A 22,456-nucleotide genomic window follows, 5' to 3' on the forward strand; every position below is an offset into this window, starting at 1 on the left:
ATCTCAAAAAGATGAATTAGCGGTTTGGTAAAACTTCTTTTAAAGCTTCATGCATTTCAAGCAATGTCTTTTCAGTAGTTTCCCAGTCAATACAACCATCAGTTACTGATTTACCATATTCAAGGTCACAAAGATTGTCAGGAATATCTTGGCGGCCGCCTTTTAGATGGCTTTCAACCATAATACCTACAATTGACTTATTGCCGTCTAAAATCTGTTCAGTAATGTTTTTAAGAACAAGCGGCTGTAAGTAAGGGTCTTTATTCGAGTTAGCGTGGCTTGCATCAATCATAATTTTGTTGCTCACTTTTGCTTTCGCTAAAGCGTTTTCTGCTTCTGCAACAGAGCCAGCATCGTAGTTTGGTTTACCATTACCGCCACGTAATACCACGTGTGCATAAGGGTTACCTTTTGTATTAATGATTGAAACCTGACCATCTTCATTTAAGCCTAAGAAACTATGGCCATATTTAACAGACTGCATGGCATTGGTTGCAACAGTTAAACCGCCGTCTGTACCATTTTTAAAACCTACTGGTGATGATAGACCAGAAGACATTTCGCGGTGAGTTTGGCTTTCGGTTGTACGTGCACCAATCGCAGACCAAGAAATTAAGTCTTGATAGTACTGTGGAGAGTTAGGGTCAAGTGCTTCAGTTGCACAAGGTAAACCTTTTTCATTTAACTCAAGCAAAAGTTTACGGCCAATACGTAAACCTTTTTCGATGTTAAATGAGTCATTCATATCCGGATCATTAATTAAGCCTTTCCAGCCAATTGTGGTACGTGGTTTTTCAAAATAAACACGCATAACCAGATATAAAGTATCTTTAACCTTTTCGCTTAGCGCTTTTAGGCGATCAGCATATTCGTGAGCAGCTTTTGGATCATGAATAGAGCAAGGACCAATAACGACAAATAAACGTTTATCTGAACCATCTAAAATATTACGAATAGTTTCGCGGCCTTTTAGAACAGTTTGTGAAGCAACATCAGATAACGGAAGTTCTGATTTAAGCTCAGCTGGTGTTACAAGAGTTTGGATGCTTTTAATGTTAACGTCGTCGATATCTGGCTTGGAAACGGAATTTGAATGTGTAGTCATTGCTGTCACTGGTTCGATCATACTAAAGGTTGTTTTGTGTACTGAATATACCATGAAATAATTATGAAAATACTACATCTCATGGCAATTCAGTTTGGAAAAATCCCATTGATTTTACTATCTTTCGGTCGAGTTGCCTGTTTTTTCAGCAACTACTGCTTGTTGTTGTACCACAGCTGCTTTTGGTTTGGCTTTGACTGGGTGGACCATAAAGTTAACACCAAGAGCAAATAGTGTAATACCCAAAATTTTACGAATTAAACGTTCCGGCATACGTGAGCTAATTAATGTGCCAATAATAATTGCCGGAATTGAACCTACTAATAACCACATAAGCAGCACAAAGTCGACATTACCGGCACTCATATGCCCAAGACCTGCGACTAGGGTTAAGAGTACAGCGTGTACGACATCGGAACCAATAATACGAATCATTGGTAAGTTAGGGAACATGATTACAAGTGCCATAATTCCAAAGGCACCAGCGCCGACTGATGATAGTGTTACGAATACACCCAAAATAATACCCATAATCACAATATAGGTGCGCTTATTTTGAACAGCTAATTGCTCATTTTCAGTTTGAGTATTCTCTTTATTTCGGAATTTATTAAAGAACTTTTCAATACGAGTACGGAAAATGATGGAAACACCAGTTAAGGTCAACATAAAGCCTAATACCATGGTTAATACAGCTTTATAATGAGTTGACTGACTTAAATAATGCTCAAGTACCCACGCAGTACCAAAAGATGCAGGAATACTGCCGACGGCTAGCCATAAAACAATCGGCCACACGATATTAAGTTTTTTTGCGTGAACCATCGATCCACAGAACTTAGAGATCGCGGCGTAAAGTAGATCAGTACCAATTGCGATATGCGGTTCAATCCTAAAAAGACCAATTAAAATTGGTGTCATTAATGATCCACCACCAACTCCTGTAATACCTACACAGAAGCCAACTAACATACCTGCCAAGATAAATTCAAAAGCACCAGACATCTTTATCGCCACTTATCACGAAACGCAGATATCTTATTCCTTTTAGAGATAAACAGTTGTCATGAATAATGATTTACTTATGCAAAAAAAAGCTAAGCAATCAAAATCATGCTTAGCTTGAGGAAATTTTATTCAAATTGATGACTTAGAGGAAGTTTTTGATGGCTTGAGCGGATTAAGCCAAAGTATCAGCAAAAAGGTTAAGGGTGTTGCAAAGATCCACCAGCTGACAAAACCAATTGAAAAACCATATTTTTTGATGAGAATAAACCCGCTCAACGCAAATAGTAAAAAGGCCAATATCCTCAACAATGAATAATATTTTTGAGCTAAAGGTTTGAAATGACCAGTTGATTTCGGTGAGCGATATTTTTCAGTCGATATGAATAGTAAATACATGCCTAGTAAAGTCAGGATAAACACAAAGAACATCATGAATTCACCTCAATATTTAACTTACTCAGCTTTTTTTGAATTTTATCTGAAGCTTTATTTTGAATAGGCTTAATTTTAAGAAATATAAAAAAGGCTAGAGCTGCAAATAACCAGAAAAATATATCTATACATGCAAAATCCCAATAACTACTAAAGTTTTGAATATAATTATTTTTCAGTAAATAACTTATATTCAAGATAGGGAGTGCAATACTAAGCAGAATAAAAATACCTAACTGAGTTTGCCATAAATATTGTTTTTTAGTGATGAGCGCAATAATAAAGCTCATGAGCCACACGAAGAAGAAACTATAAATTTCATAATTAACAGTGGTGGCCGTGACAGTAAACAATCGATTCGCATACAAATAAGCAAGAGTTGCACAAGGCAAACCTACAAAGGTAGCAACATTTAAACGGTCAACTAAATAGTACCCGAAATGAAACTGACTATTTTTACTTTGAAGTTGGCGTTTAAGACTCCAAAGCAACAAGCCAGAGGCAATCATTACACACCCTAAAATGCCAGAGAAAAACAATCCTAAGCGAAGTAGAGGCTGAGCAAAAGTTGCCATATGGAGGCCATATACTCCCGCATAAAGTGTGGCAATAGGACTATGATTACGTGTATCACCCAAGACTTTAGCATTTGTAGCATCTAATGTGATTTGTGCTTGATTACGGGTAATAGAATGGTCTTCTTGCTGAATAAACGTAATTTGAGCCTGATTCGTATTTGGATTTTTAACACTCATAATTGCTAAAGTTTGATTTCCCCAACGCTGTTTAAGTTGAGCTAATAGCTTTTCAACTGGTAAATTCTGTGCAGGATGCGGTGTTGTACTTTCTGTGACCGTTTTTGTACGAATATCATTGAAATATTGATATGGATTCTCTGGATAGAGTTTTTGCATTCCCCAAGGTAAATATAAATAGAAGAAAATAGCCAAGCCAGTAAAAGTAACTGTTAAAAAGAAGGGCAGTGCAATAACAGATGAAATATTATGAAAATCTAACCATGAGCGCTGCGATTTAAAGGTACGCAAGGTAAAAAAATCGGTGAAGATTTTTTTATGAGTAATAATGCCTGAGATTAAGGCAATCAACATAATAAAAGCTGCTAAAGATACGACCAACCGCCCAATTAATATCGGGACACCAAAAAGTTGATAATGGAAACGGTAGAAAAAGTCACCTCCTTCAGTCGCAGAAAGTTTTAATTCTTGACCAGTGTTTGCATCGAGGGTTGCATTCCCATAACTACCATCTGGTTTTTCCCAATACATCGTATTTACCGGACTTTCAGGTGTAGCAACAGTTAAATACCAAGATTTAGCATCTGAAGCATGTTTTTGTAAGTATTGATATGCTGTTTTAATTGCCACATCTTGTTTTATTTCAAATTGTGCAAGGGGTGGTTGCATCCACAAATTAATTTCATGGCGGTAATAAGACAAACTTCCCATTAAAAAAATAGCAAATACGAGCCATCCAAAAATTAAACCAGTCCACGAGTGGAGCCATGCCATAGATTGACGTATACCTTTATGCATAACCTACCGTCCGTGTCACAATAAAGAAAAGGGCAAATAATGCGATTGATAAAATGGTCAGTCGCAATAATGATTGGATGCAGAAACCAACAATCACGAAAAATACATAAAACAAAATAGAAATAAAGGCCGCCAAATAGATAGCTTCTGGTTTGTCTAAGTTCAAATGGAAAATTTCAGTTAGTCCAAGACTTAAGTACACCATACAGGCATAACCCATACCGAAAACAACTAAGAATCGATAGAAAACTTTTATGCGATATAACATGGGAAGATTTAAAGTTTTGGACATATTTACTGACACATAAAAAAATAAAAAGAAAGCCAACCCCAAAATTGGGATTGGCTACGCTATTAATATTTAAACTTTACAGCAACTGTATAGTTGGCTGGGGCACCATAGTAACCCTGACCACCAGATAAACCTGTCAAATACTTTTCATTTGTTAGATTATTGCCATTCACTTGGAACATTACATGTTCGTTTAAATCATAGCTGGCCATAACATTAAGCAATGCGTAAGCATCTTGTTTTACAGTTGAATAAGAGGTGTCATGTATATCATCTTGCCATTTAATGCTTGCACCAACTTTCAATTTTGGAATTTGGGGAACAGTATAAGAAGCTAAAACGTTAAGTGTTTGAGTTGGGATATTTGGTCTACCTCTTTCACCTGATTCCATATTTTTTAGACTAAATGTTGAGAAACCAAAAACTAAATCTAAGTTATCAGTTAATTTTCCAGTTAATCCAACTTCAACCCCTTGCGATCTAATCGTTCCTATTGGTGACGAGTATTTATTATAGAGCGGATCCCATAATGGGTTTAGTGCAAAGTTATCTTCGTCTGTTCTAAAGATAGCGATATTTCCAGTTAAAGCACCATCTAACCAAGAGCTTTTTACACCTACTTCATAACTTTCACCCTCTACTGGTACAGCGGTTTGTTTAGTAGAAAGATCGATAACCGTTTGTGGCCTAAAAATAGAGGTATAACTCATATAACCTGTGTATTCAGGAGTAAAGTTATATGTAATACCCGCATACGGGGAAACTTTATTCTTTTTATAATCCAAAGTTTCGATTTCAGTATAGTTAGCACCTAAGATAAATTTCAGATCCTCACCTAAATGAAGACGTGTGGCACCGTAAACAGACTTCATTATTCTTTCTTCTGGGTCAGCATAGGTAAAGTCTCCCCAAGTCGGTTCTTCAGGTGTCCAGCTTGGTAAGTCTGTAGTAATAACGCCTAAACTACTACCATACGAATAAACACTTTGTGCATTATACTTTGACCAGTTATAACCAATATTTGCTTCGTGTTGCTGCCCTAATAAATTAAACGTACCTTGAATATCTGCATTTGCTGTAGTTTCTTTAAATTTTTGATTATAAATTTCTGGTAATAGTGAAATACCAGATGTATTGTCTGTAGCAGAAGGAGAACCATTGAGATAAAGCATTTTATCTTTAACCTCTGATTTTTTAAGGTTATAACCTAACCTTAGCTTCCAGTCTCCCCATAAATTTTGTTCAATATTGGCAAAATAATTATCAATTTCCCAATCGTAGTATGTCCATGATGGTGCATAATTATAGTTGCGTGAATAATTTAATGGTTCTCCTTTTGAGTTAACTAAGGGTAGTGCACCCCATTGCGAACCATTAGCGTATTGACGAGTTTTTGAATATCCTGCTGAAATATTTGTAGTGTCTGTAACGTCAGCTTCTAAAATTCCTTGAAATCCGTTTTTTTCTTCTGAATAGCGGTCAAGATAAGAATCTCCGACTTTCTCATAACCTACGAGACGTCCTCGTACTCGCCCATCTTGTGTAAGAGAACCTGAGATATCAGCTTCATAGCGCTGCGTATCCCATGAACCATAGCTCACCCCAGCATTTGCTTGAAATTCTTTAGTAGGGCGTTTACGGATATAGTTAATTGTAGCCCCAGGATCACCTAGAGCATTTGTTAGAGCATCAGCACCTTTTACAATTTCAATGCGATCATAGAAATAGCTATCTGCATCACTATTATTATAATTATAGCTATCAACTTGAGGGATACCGATTCCGTCAACCAAAATATTTGAAATATCAAAACCACGAGCAGTATAAGTTGTTCGGTTTGTTTCTAATCCAGTTACTGTCACACCTGGTGTATTACTTAAAACATCACGAGTACTGGTAAGGCCAAAATCTTCAATTTGCTGACGAGTAACGACATTAATGGTTTGGGGTGTTTCCTTAGCCTCAATATTAAGCTTGGTTGCACTACTTGAGTTTTTAACATTATATGCCTTGGTCTGTTCAGAAGACTGCTCTGCATTTGATGCTTTGACTTGAATCGTTTGCAAAGCTTGTACCTGTGCATCTTGGGCATAGGTGAGGTTGGCATAACAAATCGCGCAGGCGATTACAGACAACTTAAATGGTCGAGGTGGGATATTCATAAGATTAAAGATAATGTAAATAATTCTCATTTATTTTATTGTTTGTAAATGTAAGCTACAATTCAAATAACATTGTTAATTTAGATTAAAAGATAGTGTATGAATGTAATTTTAGATAGTGATGTGCTAGGGCTAGGTTTAGCTGGGATTGATTAGGTAAGTTCAAGATTAATAAGTCTCTATGCTAGAATGCGTTATTTCAAATTCTTGGGTAAATCGCCTTGGCAAACCGAAAACTTAAAATAGGCATTGTAGTTGGAGAAGTTTCTGGAGATACGCTCGGCGTAAAACTTATGCGTAGTTTTCGCGAGCAGGGAAACGATGCTGAGTTTGAGGGAATCGGTGGCCCTCAAATGATTGCGGAAGGTTTTAACAGTTATTACCCAATGGAAACTCTGTCTGTGATGGGCATTGTTGAGGTATTAAAAGACTTAAAAAAACTATTCGCCGTACGTGAAGGCTTAATTAATCAATGGACTCAGCATCCAGTTGATATTTTTATTGGTATTGATGCACCAGACTTTAACCTCAGACTTTCGAAAAGTATCAAAGAAAAGAATCTTCCAATAAAAACAGTTCAATATGTGAGTCCATCAGTTTGGGCATGGCGCCAAGGGCGAGTACATGGCATCAAACAAAGTATAGATTTAGTACTTTGCTTATTTCCTTTTGAAAAAGTTTTTTATGAACAATATGAAGTTCCAGCGGCATTTGTAGGCCATCCATTAGCTAAACAATTACCGCTTGAGAACCCTATTCAAATTGCTAAACAAGAATTGGGTGTTGATGAAAATCAAAAGCATATTGCTTTGTTGCCTGGTAGCCGCAAAGGTGAAGTAGAAAGACTTCTTCCTATGCTATTGGGGGCAGCCAATATTTTGTATACAAAATATCCAGATATTCAGTTTTTAATTCCGGCAATTAATGATGCGCGCAAACAGCAGATTGAGCAGGGGGTTGAACAATTAGCACCGCAGTTAAAAGCAAAAATTCATATTTTAGAAAATACGGATAGTGAATCGAAAATTGGTCGTATGGTCATGAACGCGAGTGACATTATTGCTTTAGCGTCTGGAACGGCGACATTAGAAGCCATGCTCATGCATAGACCAATGGTTACTTTCTATAAACTGCATTGGCTAACTTATTTAATTGCTAAATTCTTGGTGAAAATACCTTATTACTCTTTGCCAAATATCATCGCGGGTAAAAAAGTAATTGAAGAGCTGATTCAGGCAGATGCAACACCTGAAAATTTAGCGGCTGAAATAGAAAAACTAATGAATGTTGAAACCGCTCAAATTCAAGTAATGCAACATTTAACTATGCATAAACAGCTTATTTCTGGAAATACAGAAGATCCGGTTCAAGCCATTTTGCAATGTTTGAATAGCTAATTTTTAAGATTTGATTGGCTAATTGCTTTTAATCCAGCTAATGAAAATTTTTTAAAGTGTTCAACTAAATCATGTAATGGCATCTGAGCAATATTTTTAAGTGGCTCAGGTGCTTGAGCATTAGGTCCGGCAATAATAAGCATCATGCAAGGCGTCATCACGCTTAAAATACAAGGTAAAACGGCCGGATCATTTTCATCTAAGTTCGCCACTTGACTAATCAACTTTCGAATAAGAAAAAATTTTCTCATTCCAGTTAATTCAATAAAACTTAATAAATGCTCAGACGGTGAAAACAGTTCGCGAATAAAAACTTTGCCATGCCAAACATCTTTTTCCGTCAACTTATGTAATAAAGTTTCAAGTAATAAACTCAATTTTTCTTCGGGAGAGTAAGTACTTTCAACAAGTTCTAGTAAGTATTGTTCATCTAGATAATGGGCATGAGCTTCCATTAACACTGCTTGGTATAGCCCATCTCGGCCATCAAAGTGATAATTAATTGCTGCTAAATCGACATTTGCTACTTTGGCAATTGTTTTGTTTGCTGTTTTTGCAAAACCATATTGGGCGATTAAGGGTCCTGCTGCCTCAATAATTTTAGTCTTTGTCAAATCACCATCACTTCGTCTAGATCTGGACATATTTAAACCTAATTTTATTTCATCATAAAAGTATATCTTTTATTCAAAGATTAAGGTAATTTAAATTTAAATTGAATTTAAACTATGTAAATTTGAATTTAATAAGAAGGCCAAAAAGATGAATAAAAAAGTGATTGCCGGCATTTTAGTGGTTATAGCTGTAGTTGCCATCGGCTTTTGGGTATGGGGATATAATCATAAAAAACAATTAGATAATAATGTATTAACTTTATATGGAAATGTGGATATCCGCCAAGTTTCACTTGCATTTGAACAGTCTGGCCGTATTCAGAAACTTTTAGTTCAAGAGGGCGATAAAGTTCAAGCAGGTCAAGTACTGGCGACTCTTAATACTAATGCATTACAAATTCAGGCAAAGCAAGCTCAAGCACAACTTAAAGCTCAACAAGAGGCAATTATTAAACAAGAGATTGGAGCTCGCCCTGAAGAAATCACCCAAGCAAAAGCTCAACTTGCGTCTGCCCAAGCTGAGCTTGATAAAACCAATAAAAACTTGCAACGCTTACAAATTTTGGTAAGTAGTACCGATGGTCGAGCAATTAGCCAACAAGAACTCGACTATGCCAAAAGTAATCAACATAGTGCTGAGGCAGCGGTCCGTGAAAGACAAGCCAATTTAGAATTATTAATTAAAGGTGCACGAAAAGAAGATCGTGAAGCAACCAGAGCACAATATGAAGTGACTAAGGCTAATTTAGATTTAATTAACTATAACCTTACTCAAGCAGAACTAAGGTCTCCTGTAAATGCAGTGGTACGAGCTCGGTTGCAAGAAGTTGGCGACATGACAACTGCTCAAAAGGCCGTTTATACATTAGCCTTGACCAATCCAAAATGGATTCGTGTGTATGTAAATGAACAAGATTTAAGTTCAATTAAAATGGGAGGCACGGCTCAAGTCATTCGTGATACTTATCCGAATCAGCCTATGAATGGAAAAATTGGCTATATATCTTCAGTGGCTGAGTTCACACCTAAAACAGTACAGACAGAAGAGATTAGAACAACACTTGTTTACGAAGTTCGGGTGTATGTAAATGATCCGAATGATCAATTAAAAATGGGTCAACCCGTGACAGTAAAAGTCCCACTTGCTTTAAGTGAGAAAGCCCATGATTGATAGTAAAGCAGTGGTTCAAGCCCTTAATTTATTCATGACTTTTAAAGCCGAAAATAAAAATTCAGCAGATATTAGTGCAATTGTTGATTTGAATATGCAAATCAAAAAAGGAGAACTTACCGCTTTAGTCGGTCCAGATGGTGCGGGTAAAACAACTTTATTAAGGTTAATTGCAGGATTATATAAAGCGAGTTCAGGTTCTCTTCATGTGCTTGGGTTTGATATTGAAAAACATCCTCAAGTTGTCCAAGACCGTATTAGTTATATGCCACAACGTTTTGGACTCTATGAAGACTTAAGTGTACAAGAGAATCTAAATTTATATGCCGACTTACACGGCGTTCCAAAAAATGTACGTAACCAAAGATTTAAACGTTTATTGGAGATAACGGATCTTACTCAGTTTACTCAACGTCTAGCAGGACAACTTTCTGGTGGAATGAAGCAAAAGCTAGGATTGGCATGTACTCTAGTTCGTTCCCCAGAGTTACTGTTGCTCGATGAACCTAGTGTTGGAGTAGACCCTTTATCACGACGGGATTTATGGATCATTATTGAACAACTTGTTCAGGAAGAAAATTTAAGTGTAATTATAAGTACCGCTTATATGGATGAAGCAGAAAAGTGCGCTTACGTGTATATCATGCACGAAGGCAAAATTTTAAGACAAGGTTCACCTGAGCAATTAAAAGCGTTAGTACATGAGCAAACATGGAAAATAAAACCTTCAGAGCAGATTAAGACTCGGATTGTACAAGCCCAGTTACTTGGAAATTCTGGAGAGATTATTGATGCAGTGCCAAGAGGAGAGCAAGTAAACTTTATTAGTCGCCAAAAAGAACTATCAACAGATATTTTACCTCTGGGACTAGTGGCAAATAGGCGACCACCTGAACTCGAAGATGCTTTTATGATGTTGTTACAGCAAAATCAAAAACAACAAATCTCTATTTCTCAGCAGGCTTTTCGATCAGAACAAAACAATAATTCGCAATCAGACCAAGCGGTCATTGTAGTTAAAGATTTGGTCAGAACTTTTGGAAATTTTACTGCTGTTGCCAATACGTCATTTACTGTACAGCGTGGAGAGATCTTTGGGTTACTGGGGCCAAATGGAGCTGGTAAAACCACGACATTTCGCATGTTATGTGGATTACTACCGGCAAGTAGCGGTTACCTAGAAGTTGCAGGTAAAAATTTACGGACGGCCCGTGCTGAAGCAAGAGCTAAAGTAGGCTACGTCTCTCAAAAATTTGCACTGTATAGCAATTTAACGGTGTTGGAAAACTTAAAGTTTTTTGGTGGAGCCTATGGTTTATCGGGCAAAAAACTAAATCAACAAATTGATAAAGCTTTACAGCAATATGATTTAAAGCCGCAAATTAAAAGTGGTGATTTACCTGGTGGTTATAAACAGCGCTTATCTATGGCGGCTGCATTATTACATGAACCAGAAATTTTATTTTTAGACGAACCTACGAGTGGAATAGACCCGCTTGCACGGCGTTCATTTTGGTACAGCATTGGTAAACTCGCAAATCAAGGCATTACCATCATTATTACCACCCATTTTATGGAGGAAGCAGAATATTGTGACCGCATTGCCATACAAGATGCAGGAAAGTTACTAGCCCTAGGTTCTTCTCAACAGGTCCGCGAATTGGCAAGTAAAGATAAACATATTGTTGATATGAATGAGGCTTTTATTGCAATTGTGGAACAAGCACGTGCATTAAGGCATGCGGGTTAGGAGACCTACAATGAGCTTTGCATTTTGGAGTCGCTTGAAAGCCTTAGTTCGGAAAGAAACTAAACAGCTTCTTCGTGACAAAAGCAGTCTCGGAATTGGCCTAGTTTTGCCTGTTATCTTAATTTTACTGTTTGGTTATGGACTTTCTTTTGACTTGAACCAAGCACGAGTTGGTGTTGTAGTTGATCAGTCCTCGCCGCAGGTCAATCAGGTCTTAGCTGGCTTAAATGGATCACGATATTTAACCAGTCTAGAATTTCATAATTTGCCTGAAGCAGAACAGGCCATTCGAAATGGCAAAATTGATGCGATTTTGCATTTGCCTTCCGATTTTGCAAGTCAGGCCCAACAAGGTAACGCAAAGGTTCAATTGCTATTAAATGGTAGATCGACTACCATAGCAACTGCTTTAGAGGGGTATGTCGCGGGTGCTTTGGCTACCGCGCCATCAATACAAATTGATCGTAGCCCAATATTAGCATCTGCAAGCGCCGTTAAAATTGAACAAAGAATATGGTTTAACGAATCTGGTAACAGTACTTGGTTTTTAGTACCGGGTTTAATGGTACTCATTTTAACTTTAATTGGCGCATTTTTAACGGGTCTGCTTATTGCCCGTGAAAAGGAACGGGGAACATTAGAAGCCTTATTTGTCACACCAGTACGGCCATTTGAAATTGTGTTGGCAAAACTCATTCCGTACGTTGTTGTCGGCATGATTGATATCGTTATTTGTATTGTTGCTGCACATTTTATTTTTGAAGTACCTATGCGCGGTTCATTATTCTCAATTTTATCTGCTTCATTTCTATATTTAATCGTTTCATTATTACTTGGTTTAACTATATCTGGCTTTGCCCAAAGTCAGTTTCAGGCGAGTCAAATTGCTTTGTTGGCAAGTTTTATGCCAGCGCTGATGCTTTCCGGATTTGTTTTTGATACACGCAACTTGCCTTTGGTTGTGCAAATTATTAGCCAGTTACTTCCAGCGACGCATTTTATGGTTTTAATTAAAACTTTATTTATGGGTGGGGATGATTGGAAGCTATGGTTTAAAGAGTGCGGTATTTTATTGGGATATATCGTTGTTTTGATATGTGCTGTGAACTTTTCACTGAAAAAACGGTTGAGATAAAGTTATGTGGCAGCAATTAATCACGTGGCTGAAACAATTAAGTTTTTTAGTCAAAAAAGAATTCTTAACCATTTTTAGTGATCCTGCAAATAGGGCTATTCTATTTGTACCCGCTCTGATGCAAGCACTTTTATTTGGCTATGCGGCTACTTATGACGTTAACCATGTAGATTATGCAATTTTAGATCAGAGCAACGGACAGATTTCACATGAGCTGATCTCGAAGCTCGATGGCTCTGGTATTTTTAAGCGTGTTGCAACACTGGAATATACCGAACAAATCAAACAGGTCATTGATAACCGTCAGGCATTGCTCATAATTGCGATCCCTAATGATTTCGAGAGTAAATTAAACAATAACCAAAGCGTTCCTATACAGGTCATTGTTGATGGTAGAAATTCATCTACAGCTATGGTTGCAGGATCATATCTAAATAAAATTATTGGTCAGTTCAATCAGCAAAAGTTTAATTCAGCTTTACCGATTAGCCTTGAAACAAGAACATGGTACAACCCAAATCAGGAGTCTCGTTGGAGCTTAATGCCTGCATTAATTGCAGCATTAAGTATGATGCAGACATTACTTTTATCTGCTTTATCAGTTGCGCGTGAACGTGAGCAGGGTACGTTTGATCAATTATTAGTGACGCCCTATACGCCATTACAAATTATGATTGGTAAGGCTTTGCCGCCGATTTTTGTAGGTTTGATGCAATCGACCATTATTTTATTGATTATTTTGTTCTGGTTTAAAATTCCAATGAATGGCTCTATTGGACTGCTTTATTTTGGATTATTCAGCTTTAACGTGGCTGTAGTTGGTGTGGGCTTATCAATTTCAGCTTTATCTTTAAATATGCAACAAGCTATGCTTTTTACATTTTTATTGATTATGCCTTTGATGTTACTTTCAGGCTTACTGACACCTGTAGAAAACATGCCAAAAGCATTACAAGTAGCAACTTATGCAAATCCATTAAGATTTGGAATTAACTTGGTACAGCGGGTTTATTTGGAAGGTGCAAGCTTTGCACAAGTCAAATTGAACTTTTTACCAATGATTGTGCTGGGGATAGTAACTTTACCTTTAGCAGCTTGGTTGTTTAGAAATAGATTATCTTAGTTATATTAATTAAAAAGCCCCATTTTTATGGGGCTTTTTTTAAAGCGACTTATGCACGTACAATCAGCTCGTAACCTGTATATTTACGGATATTAATAACACCAATATCAAAAATTAAATATTGGCCTTTAATACCTTGCAATACACCACGAATTTTTGGTGTTTTATCTAAGTTTAAAGACTTAATTTTTTCAGGATATTGTTCAACTGGATAAACAAACTCACGTGGCAATTCATTTTCTAGTAATTCAACCGTTTCGTTAAATTCAAGATTTTGGCTAAATTCTTCACGAATAGTTTGAATTTTAGGAGCGAATTCTTCAATTAACTGATCACGTTGTTCAATCAGATTTAGAGGCTCAGCTTCGCCTTTGAGAAGTTTACGCCAATCTGTCTTATCCGCAATTAAGGAACCAAACATGGTTTCAAGCTGACCAGATAAACGACGTGAACCAACTTTTAAAATAGGTAAGGCCTGAGTTGCCCCTTGATCTAACCAACGACCAGGCATATGGCTAACGCGAGTAATACCTACTTTTAAAGCACTTGAATTTGCTAAGTAGACAATATGAGGCTGGAAACATACGCTGTGGGCAAAATCATCTTCACGACATGTACCCAAATGGTGGTGGCATGTTTCAGGTTTCATAATGCAAAGGTCACATTCCGCTTTCGTTTTAAAGCATTTAAAGCAGTGGCCTTGAGAATAAGACTTTGGTGTTTTAGCACCACAAGAAGTGCAATAAATATTACCTGTCCATTCGATTTCTAGTTCTTGTCCTAAATTAAAAGGAAGATCAATTTCTGAACGGTCTAATACAAATTTGTATTCAACATTTGCCTTGGTTGTCTGTTGATCAGTTACACTAGCATCTTTTAGGCCTGCATGCATTTTATGGCAAATGCCTTGTAGTTCCATAAAGTTTAAACTCACATCTTTCAATTAAGGGTTGCAGTTATGGCTGAACAAAATGTCATCACTTCTATGCTAGACGATTTATCAAACGAACAGCCTATTCATACTGCACTTTGTATTGGCCAGAAAATTGACCAGAATAACGCAATTCAATGGCACTATTTTACCGTAACTGAGCTATTAAGTCTGCCTTTTACTCAGCGTTATGATTTGGGTTTTGTATTGTTTGATACTGACGAAATGCAGGACATCAGCGATGTGCAAAAATCACAATTATTAGTAAAGCTAAGAGATTTATTAGCAAAACGAATTGTTGTTGTAAGCAAACGCAGTGATGAACAGCTTCTGCGTTCTTTAGGTTTTACCCAACTTATTGATAAGACTTCACATGATAGTGATTTTGCTTTATGGCAATTTAATATTTTGACCTATAAGCATGTCCCAGACTGGTTTAATTCAAAATTTTGGGCAAATCCAGAAAATTGGAATAAATTCCGTTGGTAAAAGACCTTGCAATCTCTTTCAAAATTTAACAATTTGATTTTTGCTGTCTTAACAAAAAAACGCGTATGCTCATGTATAAACCATACATAAGAGTTACTCATGACAAATTTAAGCAACATTGTAGAAGTTTTGGCTAAGCAAGCTTTAGGTGGGAATCAGTAAGCGTCAGGTCAAGGTGGTTTAGGTGGAATTTTAGGTTCTGTATTAGGACAAATGGGTGGTAATACTTCATCTGGTGCCCAAGGTGGTCTTGGTGGAGTATTGGGTTCTGTATTAGGACAAGTCACTGGTAATAACAACACACCTCAAGCTGGTGGCGGTGTACAAAGTTTATTAATTGCAGTGGTACCTTTAATCTTAGGTTGGGTTCAGCAACAAGGTGGTTTACAAGCTGCTCTTGAGAAGTTAAAAGGCGCTGGCTTAGGTAGCCAAGTTCAAAGTTGGGTTGATCCAAACCAAAGTAATAGTGAAGTTCCGACCCAGCAATTACAAAGTCTGTTTAATCCAGCAGACATTGAACAAGTTGCTCAGCAAGCTCAAGCACCTAAAGAACAAGTTTATGGTGCAATCGCTTCTGTCTTACCTCAGGTCATTGATTCTTTAACACCTCAAGGTGAGAGTACAGATCATCAAGAAGCTAACCAAGATATTCAAAATGTGATGAATCTTGTAAGTGGTTTCTTAAAATAAAATATAAATTTTTTAAAAGCCGATATTTTTGTATCGGCTTTTTTTGTTGGCATAACAAAATAAAAGGGCATAAGCCCTTTTATTTTAGATCTGAATCGAACATAACTGATTAGAAGTTATATTCAATACCAGTACCTACAACAGTTTGTTTGTCGTCGTCGTTCAACCAGTCACGTTTTTGTTGAGCAACGATACCGTAGAAGCGAGCTTGTTTATTGATTTGATAATCAAGACCTAAACCATACAAGTCAATTTTACGATCTGCCTGACCACTTACTTGTGTTTCAGCAGAAGCATATTCTGCTTTTACTTTAAGTTTAGTGTTAGGAATTTTATAAGCAGCAGTTACCGCGTATGCTTCTTCTTCTAAACCACGGTAAGCTTTACCAGCTTTATCGATTGAGCCATCTGATTTATATGTTTGACCATATGCAGTCAAGTCATCAGTAGGTTCAGCATGTTGCCATAAAGCACCTACTACAAAGCCAGATTTAGCAATGTCATAAGAACCAGTTACACGGTAAGCGTCTGTATAAACATCTTTCAAACCGTAAGCAGCATATTTACCTTTGATACCGAAGTCACCTGCAGCAGCGATTGCTAAACCTAAGTCTTTATTTTCATAACCTAGAGAAGTTGAAACTGAATCGAAGCTATCATTTTTGCTGTCTTTACCAGTTTCGCCTTTTTTGCTATCAGAAGTGCTTTCACCAGTTTGAGCCATGATATTGAATGTTAAACCAGCTAATAATTTAGGGTCTAATTCAAAACCAACCACGTTATCTAAACGGTTTTCACCGTACATAATATTTGTAATATCTAAACGTGTGTCATCGTTAAAGATGTCTTGGTTGCTACCAGCAGAGGTTTTGAAGTAAGAGTCATATTTACCTACTTTTAACGTACCGACGCCTTCAGTTTTTAAACCGATAAAACGGTTACGGGCGCTAAGGTCAGTATCTGAACCAGAACCATCAGTAGAAATTGCCCATTCAGCTAAATAAACAGCAGATAGCTTATCAGTCAACTTCTCTTCGCCTTTTACCCCAATACGAGAAGAGTTTGAGTTAACTTCGGTAACGTCACTTTTACCATCGAAATTTTTGTTGTCAACTTGGTTAATGGAAACGTTTAGTTTGCCGTACAAAGTTGGCGCTGCTTGCACCGCGTTTACGCTCAAAGTTGCAACTGCGGCAGCGAGAAGCAATTTCTTCATTGAGATTTCTCCAAAAGGTATTTTTAAATGGCGTATGCCTAGCTAACTTTTATTTTTTAGTTGGCTTATGTACAAAAAGTTACAGAAGCTCACCAACTTGCTAAGAAGTATCTGTAAACTTTGTGACAATGGAGTGAAGAAGAAATGACAGTTTTATGACAATTAAAAATTGGAAATACTTTATTTTCTTTTGATTTTATTACACTTTTTAAATAAAAAAAGCGGAGTTTAAACTCCGCTTTTATCTCTTAAAATCAAAGTGCTGCTTTAATTTTCTCAGCCAAAGCTTTGATTTTATCTTGGTCTCCTAATTGCGCCGCATGTTTGCCAAGTTGGTGAACATTTGTCGGAATTAGGTGAAAATGAACATGAGGGACAGTTTGTCCGGCAGCTGCTCCTGATAACTGCATGAGCACAATTCCATCCAAATTTAATGCAGTTTCCATTGCCTTAGCAATTTTTTGCACGATCTGGATGGTATAAGCTGCCGCTTCAGGAGGTAAATCAAGTAAAGTTACTGCAGGAGTTTTTGGAATAACTAATGCATGACCATCGGCTTGGGGCATAATATCCATAAAAGCTAGAACTTGATCATCTTCATAGAGTTTTATCGCTGGAAGTTCACCACGTAAAATTTTTGCGAAGATATTTTGATCATCATATGCCATGTATTATTCCTTTAAATACTATTTACACTTCAATTCTTTTTGACGTTCTTTAATTGCGTCTAGACGTTGCTGCTCTTTATCAGAGAATTTTGGCTTAGTCGTATGACAGTTTTCATTACCATATTTTTCTTTAGCATCTTGGTCTTTAAAACAAAAGCCTTTTGACGCATAAATCAAATTGTAATCATCTTGCAATTTTTGACATTCTTGCTCAGGTGTTGCAGCTTGAGCACTGAAACCGGCAAGGGTCACCATTCCAGCGAATACCGCAACCATTAATTTATTCATGAGCTTTTCCTCAGTTAAAGGTATGAACCTGTACTCAATATAAGGTTTATTCCCAATATTTCAATGACTATTAATTACTCAAGTGTTATTTAAAGTCACATTTCACCTTATAATATAAAAAAGCTTTATATATCAAGATCTTTTTTATAATCTGTTTTAAATCAAAAGATTAGATATATTTTATATTAAACAATTAAAATATATACTTAACCAATATTTAAAGTCATGATTAAAATTTTTATAGTAATGAAATAAGTACGTTATATGAGTAACCTCGGTTCTTGTTTATGCCATAAAGTAAAATTTTCTGTACCTTGTGAAATCAAAACGGTTTATCACTGCCATTGCAGCTTATGCCGAAAACAAACAGGTACTGGAGCGAATGCAGCTACTTTAGTAAAAGAAAATCAGTTTAATTGGTTGATGGGTAAGGAATATGTGGCTACCTATAAAAAAGAAACTGGTTTTACTTCATCATTTTGTAATAGATGTGGTTCGCCTGTCCCTAATAAAATTAATGGTACAAACTATATGTGGATACCGTTGGGGCTTCTCGAACAACCGTTTAAACCAGATTTAAAACTTAATTTTTGTATAGAGTCAAAACATGATTGGGTTGTGTTAGGGGATGCTCATAAAAACTTTGCACATTTACCTGAGTTAGAAGAGTTTTTAAAATATTTTGAATAACACTATTTAACTTTTTATATATTTTAATAATTTTTAAGTATTCTTTACATAAATGATGTGTGTTCACTGTTGAATATATCCGATATTTATTTGAGCATGAAATCACCTAGCTTAAAAAGGATGGTTCACATGATAGATGAAGAAAAGCCTTTAAATTTTGAAGATGATGACGAGCCTCTTGATTTTGAAGATGAAGAATTCATAGACGATAAAAAAGAGGACGAAATGTATAACTCGATTACTAAAGATGGCTCTAGTGTCGATCCTGCTGATGATGGGACACGACATATTCGTCCTGAAGACGGTGATCCGATTGAAATTGATGAGTAAATGCATCAGTTTCAAAAAGATTAGTCTTTTTAATCTTTAAGTATAAGTGTAATATCCGAGCGCTGTCACAAACAGCAAAAAGTCCTGAATGATCAGCGCAAAAAATCAAAAAGGGTAAAGCCTGCTTACAAAGCGGGCTTTTTTTATATTTATAAAAATCTACACTAAAGAAAGTAAGTAAATGCTTTTAAGAAAATAATTAATTTTTCAAAAATATTTAGCAGATGAGAAGAACAGATACAAATACTTAGTGTTTGTAATGAGCATTTAAGAGGAGTACAAAGGTAAATAACAAAAATAAGAAAAGTAAAAAGATCATAAGTTAAAACATATCATTAAATTATTTAGGTATTTTACACAATTTAACACTTTATGCAAATTACTTTACATTTCATTGAGTTTTTGTAAAGAATTGGCTTAGTCCTAATCGTTTTAAAAATGTGACAATCAGTGGATAATTTGTTAGATTGTTTGATTTTTATAATAACAGGTGAGACAGATGAAGAGATTGTTACTTGTATTGGCTACAGGATTTGGTTTAGATGGGTGTGCATCGTTAACACAAAAAGCAGATGAAAATTATATTACTAAATCGCCTGTTACTCCGGTCAATACTGCCTTTAATGCCAATAAAGTACTTGAACATGGAATTTTTACTGAGCAGGATATTGCTGATATGCCTGAACACTCAAGTATAAATTCACATTATAAAATATCTTTTTAAAACGATGCTGAAAATTATAATTAAATAGTTAAACTAAATAATCCTCGTAAATTAGCTAAAATCTAGAATTTGCTAAGAACATATTTAGTAGTAGCTATTTAGCATAAAACCACCATTTAGGTGGTTTTTAAAAAGATAAAATGTTAAATTTTAATCGTTGAAAAAATTGGTTTTATAAATGAAAAACGTCATTATTTTAACTTCTATATTGTTATTAAGTGGGTGCACAATTAATTCTAAGTTATTATCACCAGCAAAAAGTGATGATGACAAAATTATTGTAGAAGCAGAAAAGTACAAGCAACAATATCAAAAAAAGATCTTTAAAATTTGGAATGTTCCGCCTTCTTCAGTGGGAATGAGTGCTAGCGTTAAAGTCTTTTTAAGTGATACTGGTGAGATTGAGCAAATTATTTTTCTAGATAAAGAAGACCAAAAGTTTAAGTCGAGTATTGAAAAGGCGATATGGCGTGCAAGTCCCTTTGTTTTACCTTCTAATCCGGAAGTTAGAAAACAAGTAAGAAAGTTCAATATTAAATTTACTGCAAAGTAATTTTTAAATATGAACTTGGCCTTACATAAAAAAACCACCATTGGGTGGTTTTTTATTAAGAATTGATAAAGATACGAATTATAACTTTATTTTATTAATTATTGAAAAACTAATCATTATTTTTTATCTACTTTTTCTTTTATGGTTAACTCATCAAAGAAGAGGAATAAGCCATGTTGAATCAACATGAGATAAATTTAAAACAGTATCAAAATAAATCTTTAAGTTATTTGAATAGCACCGCTCACTCTGAAGGGGTCGAGTTTGATAAATTCATTAAAGAAATTGATGAATATCCAAATGCTGTTGTTTTAGATTTAGGTTGCGGTGGTGGTCATGTAGCTTATAACGTTGCTCGCCATGCAGATCTGGTTTTTGCTTATGATTTATCTCATGAAATGCTCGATACAGTGTCAAAAACTGCCAATGCTCGAAAAATAAAAAATATTTTTGTACAACAAGGCATTGCTGAAGATATGCCTTTTACTGATGAACAATTTGATGTAATCATTAGTCGATATTCTGCCCATCATTGGCAGCATGTCCCAACAGCAATGAAAGAAATAAATCGTGTATTAAAGCCAAATGGCACTGTTATTTTTGTTGATATTATTAGCTCAAGTTTCCCTATTTTAGATACATTTTTACAGACTATAGAAGTGATTCGAGACCCTAGTCATGTAAGAAATTACAGTATTAAAGACTGGGTTCACTTTATTGAAGATGCTGGTTTTGAATTAACAACTTTAGAGAAACAAACCCTCAAACTAGATTTTGATAGTTGGGTACAGCGCATGAAGACACCTGAAGATCAAATAAAAACGCTTAGGTATCTCCAAGAAAATGCAGCAGATGTTGTTAAAAAGTATTTTAATATTCAAAAAGATGGAAGTTTTGAAAGTAAGGTCGGATACTTTGTATTTAAAAAACTATCCTTCTAGTGAGTCTAAGCTTGGATTTGTGTTTATAGAGAAAACGTTAGATAAAAGCCCTCATATAGAGGGCTTTATTATGCCTAAATTTAGATTTTTGTTGAACGCTTACTCAGCCATGTTGCTAGCTTTGGCCAGAATTCCTGCGCACTTGCTTGGCTTGACATTAGACCTAAATGACCACCAGGAATAAGAGTAAACGTAACATCTTGGCTACTGGTTAACTGACTTAATGGCTGAGCTGCATCTGCCGTGACCAGTTGATCACTACGACCAGCTCCAACTAAGAGTGAACAGTCGATATTTTTTAATTCGATTTTTTTATCTTTTAATTGAATAGAACCTTGTCTTAATGGATTTTGCAGCCAAACATTAAATAACATGTCCTGATTAATACCTCCTGGATAATCAATCATATTGTTTAAAAAACTGCTTAATGTGGCATGTTCTTGTACGAACTGAAGATCATTAAGGTTCTTAAGTAATTGAATATGACCATCGAACCAGCCTTTAGGGTCAAGAATTTTAAAGCCTAAGGAATTTAAAATGCCCGGAGTATGAATCAAATGCTTCGGTAAACCTGAGTAAATACGTTCCTGAAGCTTTTTATTGCGGGCAATAGTGTTGTTTATGGTTCGGTAGAGTTTTCCAATATAACCAGAAGCATAGCTATCGATTGGGCTACCTAAAACTATAAGGTTTTTGACATAATTTGGGTGATTATACGCTGTATATAAAGTAACGAATATGCCAGCCATACTCCATCCGTGTAGAGAAATTTGATCACTGCCTGAATGTGTGCGAACAAGCTCTATAGCTTTAGGAATAAAATCTTCAATAAACGATAAAAAGTTAAGATGTCTATCTTTAAAGCCTAAACGCCCCCAATCGACAAGGTATACGTCAAAACCTGCATTTTGGAAGTATTTGATAAGAGAACGATATGGATATAAATCATAAATCGCCATATTAATAGCTAAAGGTGCCACAAATACTAATGGTTCTCTAAAGCTCTTTTCTGTAGCTGCATAATAACGAACGCGGGTTTGATTGAATTCACCAATCACTTCAAACGGAGTGCTTTGTGACAATACTAATGTTTGAGGACGAAATAGTCGGGTAGAGAGGTGCTTGATTTGACTTTGTTCTGAGACAAGGGACTTTAAGCGTTTCATCTTGTTTTACCAACTATACTAAAGATTG

At 35.9% G+C, this 22,456-nt stretch carries 23 protein-coding genes and 1 pseudogene; 12 read left to right on the forward strand and 12 right to left on the reverse strand.

The window, feature by feature from the left end:
* Positions 1–16: 16 nt before the first annotated feature.
* The 6 genes from R5R67_RS06050 to R5R67_RS06075 form a co-directional block, all read right to left on the reverse strand.
* The gene (locus R5R67_RS06050; protein WP_000572397.1) at positions 17–1,126 is read right to left on the reverse strand and encodes a 3-deoxy-7-phosphoheptulonate synthase; all 1,110 of its coding nucleotides are present in this window, start codon (positions 1,124–1,126) and stop codon (positions 17–19) included.
* A 96-nt stretch (positions 1,127–1,222) separates the two neighbouring features.
* Entirely contained in the window at positions 1,223–2,110 is an 888-nt protein-coding gene (locus tag R5R67_RS06055; protein WP_000011876.1) for a sulfite exporter TauE/SafE family protein, read from the reverse strand.
* A gap of 132 nt (positions 2,111–2,242) precedes the next feature.
* A complete protein-coding gene (locus R5R67_RS06060; RefSeq protein ID WP_000971114.1) occupies positions 2,243–2,545 on the reverse strand; it encodes a hypothetical protein in 303 nt (100 codons plus the stop codon).
* Positions 2,542–4,098: a PepSY-associated TM helix domain-containing protein gene (locus R5R67_RS06065; protein ID WP_000548748.1), complete on the reverse strand. Its 1,557-nt coding sequence runs from the start codon at positions 4,096–4,098 to the stop codon at positions 2,542–2,544. The genes R5R67_RS06060 and R5R67_RS06065 overlap by 4 nt, the downstream gene beginning before the upstream one ends.
* Positions 4,091–4,390 (reverse strand): hypothetical protein, encoded by a 300-nt coding sequence (locus R5R67_RS06070; protein ID WP_000047700.1) that lies wholly within the window; start codon positions 4,388–4,390, stop codon positions 4,091–4,093. The genes R5R67_RS06065 and R5R67_RS06070 overlap by 8 nt, the downstream gene beginning before the upstream one ends.
* A gap of 62 nt (positions 4,391–4,452) precedes the next feature.
* Positions 4,453–6,552: a TonB-dependent siderophore receptor gene (locus R5R67_RS06075; RefSeq protein WP_001025126.1), complete on the reverse strand. Its 2,100-nt coding sequence runs from the start codon at positions 6,550–6,552 to the stop codon at positions 4,453–4,455.
* Between the two features lie 221 nt (positions 6,553–6,773).
* Between R5R67_RS06075 and lpxB the strand changes: the two genes are divergently transcribed.
* Positions 6,774–7,949, forward strand: a complete 1,176-nt coding sequence (gene lpxB, locus R5R67_RS06080; protein ID WP_318754784.1) for a lipid-A-disaccharide synthase — start codon at positions 6,774–6,776, stop codon at positions 7,947–7,949.
* Here the strand turns inward: lpxB and R5R67_RS06085 are convergent.
* Positions 7,946–8,593, reverse strand: a complete 648-nt coding sequence (locus tag R5R67_RS06085; protein WP_000091623.1) for a CerR family C-terminal domain-containing protein — start codon at positions 8,591–8,593, stop codon at positions 7,946–7,948. The genes lpxB and R5R67_RS06085 overlap by 4 nt on opposite strands.
* A 118-nt stretch (positions 8,594–8,711) precedes the next feature.
* Between R5R67_RS06085 and R5R67_RS06090 the strand changes: the two genes are divergently transcribed.
* From R5R67_RS06090 to R5R67_RS06105, 4 genes are read left to right on the forward strand one after another with little or no spacing between them, the layout of a single operon-like run.
* On the forward strand, positions 8,712–9,734 hold the full coding sequence (locus tag R5R67_RS06090) for an HlyD family efflux transporter periplasmic adaptor subunit (RefSeq protein WP_001036892.1): 1,023 nt from the start codon (positions 8,712–8,714) through the stop codon (positions 9,732–9,734).
* Positions 9,727–11,484: an ATP-binding cassette domain-containing protein gene (locus R5R67_RS06095; protein ID WP_000567299.1), complete on the forward strand. Its 1,758-nt coding sequence runs from the start codon at positions 9,727–9,729 to the stop codon at positions 11,482–11,484. Before R5R67_RS06090 ends, R5R67_RS06095 begins: the two co-directional genes overlap by 8 nt.
* A gap of 10 nt (positions 11,485–11,494) precedes the next feature.
* Positions 11,495–12,619: an ABC transporter permease gene (locus tag R5R67_RS06100; RefSeq protein ID WP_000006396.1), complete on the forward strand. Its 1,125-nt coding sequence runs from the start codon at positions 11,495–11,497 to the stop codon at positions 12,617–12,619.
* 4 nt (positions 12,620–12,623) lie between these two features.
* Positions 12,624–13,742, forward strand: a complete 1,119-nt coding sequence (locus tag R5R67_RS06105; RefSeq protein WP_000267846.1) for an ABC transporter permease — start codon at positions 12,624–12,626, stop codon at positions 13,740–13,742.
* Between the two features lie 49 nt (positions 13,743–13,791).
* Here the strand turns inward: R5R67_RS06105 and R5R67_RS06110 are convergent, their stop codons facing one another.
* Positions 13,792–14,661, reverse strand: a complete 870-nt coding sequence (locus R5R67_RS06110) for a DUF2797 domain-containing protein (RefSeq protein WP_000422831.1) — start codon at positions 14,659–14,661, stop codon at positions 13,792–13,794.
* Positions 14,662–14,700: 39 nt separating this feature from the next.
* Here R5R67_RS06110 and R5R67_RS06115 point away from each other — a divergent pair, with 39 nt between their 5' ends.
* Together R5R67_RS06115 and R5R67_RS06120 are read left to right on the forward strand one after the other, a co-directional pair.
* Entirely contained in the window at positions 14,701–15,162 is a 462-nt protein-coding gene (locus R5R67_RS06115) for a DUF6231 family protein (protein ID WP_000840537.1), read from the forward strand.
* A gap of 99 nt (positions 15,163–15,261) precedes the next feature.
* Positions 15,262–15,852, forward strand: a pseudogene (locus R5R67_RS06120) (YidB family protein).
* A gap of 109 nt (positions 15,853–15,961) precedes the next feature.
* Here the strand turns inward: R5R67_RS06120 and R5R67_RS06125 are convergent.
* The 3 genes from R5R67_RS06125 to R5R67_RS06135 all read right to left on the reverse strand — a co-directional run bounded on the left by R5R67_RS06125 (position 15,962) and on the right by R5R67_RS06135 (position 18,024).
* Positions 15,962–17,068, reverse strand: coding sequence for a porin (locus R5R67_RS06125; RefSeq protein WP_000734917.1), 1,107 nt, complete (start codon positions 17,066–17,068; stop codon positions 15,962–15,964).
* A 254-nt stretch (positions 17,069–17,322) separates the two neighbouring features.
* Positions 17,323–17,736 (reverse strand): HIT family protein, encoded by a 414-nt coding sequence (locus R5R67_RS06130; protein ID WP_000312749.1) that lies wholly within the window; start codon positions 17,734–17,736, stop codon positions 17,323–17,325.
* 18 nt (positions 17,737–17,754) lie between these two features.
* Entirely contained in the window at positions 17,755–18,024 is a 270-nt protein-coding gene (locus R5R67_RS06135) for a YARHG domain-containing protein (RefSeq protein ID WP_001037927.1), read from the reverse strand.
* Between the two features lie 264 nt (positions 18,025–18,288).
* Between R5R67_RS06135 and R5R67_RS06140 the strand changes: the two genes are divergently transcribed.
* From R5R67_RS06140 to R5R67_RS06160, 5 genes are all read left to right on the forward strand, one after another.
* Positions 18,289–18,714 (forward strand): GFA family protein, encoded by a 426-nt coding sequence (locus tag R5R67_RS06140; RefSeq protein WP_000067238.1) that lies wholly within the window; start codon positions 18,289–18,291, stop codon positions 18,712–18,714.
* Positions 18,715–18,843: 129 nt separating this feature from the next.
* Positions 18,844–19,044 carry a hypothetical protein gene (locus R5R67_RS06145; protein ID WP_000564581.1) on the forward strand — a complete coding sequence of 67 codons (201 nt, stop codon included), beginning with the start codon at positions 18,844–18,846 and terminating at the stop codon, positions 19,042–19,044.
* Between the two features lie 499 nt (positions 19,045–19,543).
* Complete coding sequence (locus R5R67_RS06150; RefSeq protein WP_000826146.1) at positions 19,544–19,768, forward strand: hypothetical protein; 225 nt, start codon at positions 19,544–19,546, stop codon at positions 19,766–19,768.
* A 178-nt stretch (positions 19,769–19,946) separates the two neighbouring features.
* Positions 19,947–20,321, forward strand: a complete 375-nt coding sequence (locus R5R67_RS06155; protein WP_000800035.1) for a TonB C-terminal domain-containing protein — start codon at positions 19,947–19,949, stop codon at positions 20,319–20,321.
* Positions 20,322–20,494: 173 nt separating this feature from the next.
* Complete coding sequence (locus R5R67_RS06160) at positions 20,495–21,262, forward strand: class I SAM-dependent methyltransferase (RefSeq protein WP_000934180.1); 768 nt, start codon at positions 20,495–20,497, stop codon at positions 21,260–21,262.
* Between the two features lie 80 nt (positions 21,263–21,342).
* On the opposite strand, the gene R5R67_RS06165 is transcribed toward R5R67_RS06160, so the two are convergent.
* On the reverse strand, positions 21,343–22,428 hold the full coding sequence (locus tag R5R67_RS06165) for an alpha/beta fold hydrolase (protein ID WP_000825840.1): 1,086 nt from the start codon (positions 22,426–22,428) through the stop codon (positions 21,343–21,345).
* Positions 22,429–22,456: the final 28 nt, after the last annotated feature.

Origin of the sequence: Acinetobacter sp. OYA S30 (assembly GCF_033599315.1) — a bacterium.
Lineage (GTDB): Bacteria > Pseudomonadota > Gammaproteobacteria > Pseudomonadales > Moraxellaceae > Acinetobacter > Acinetobacter baumannii.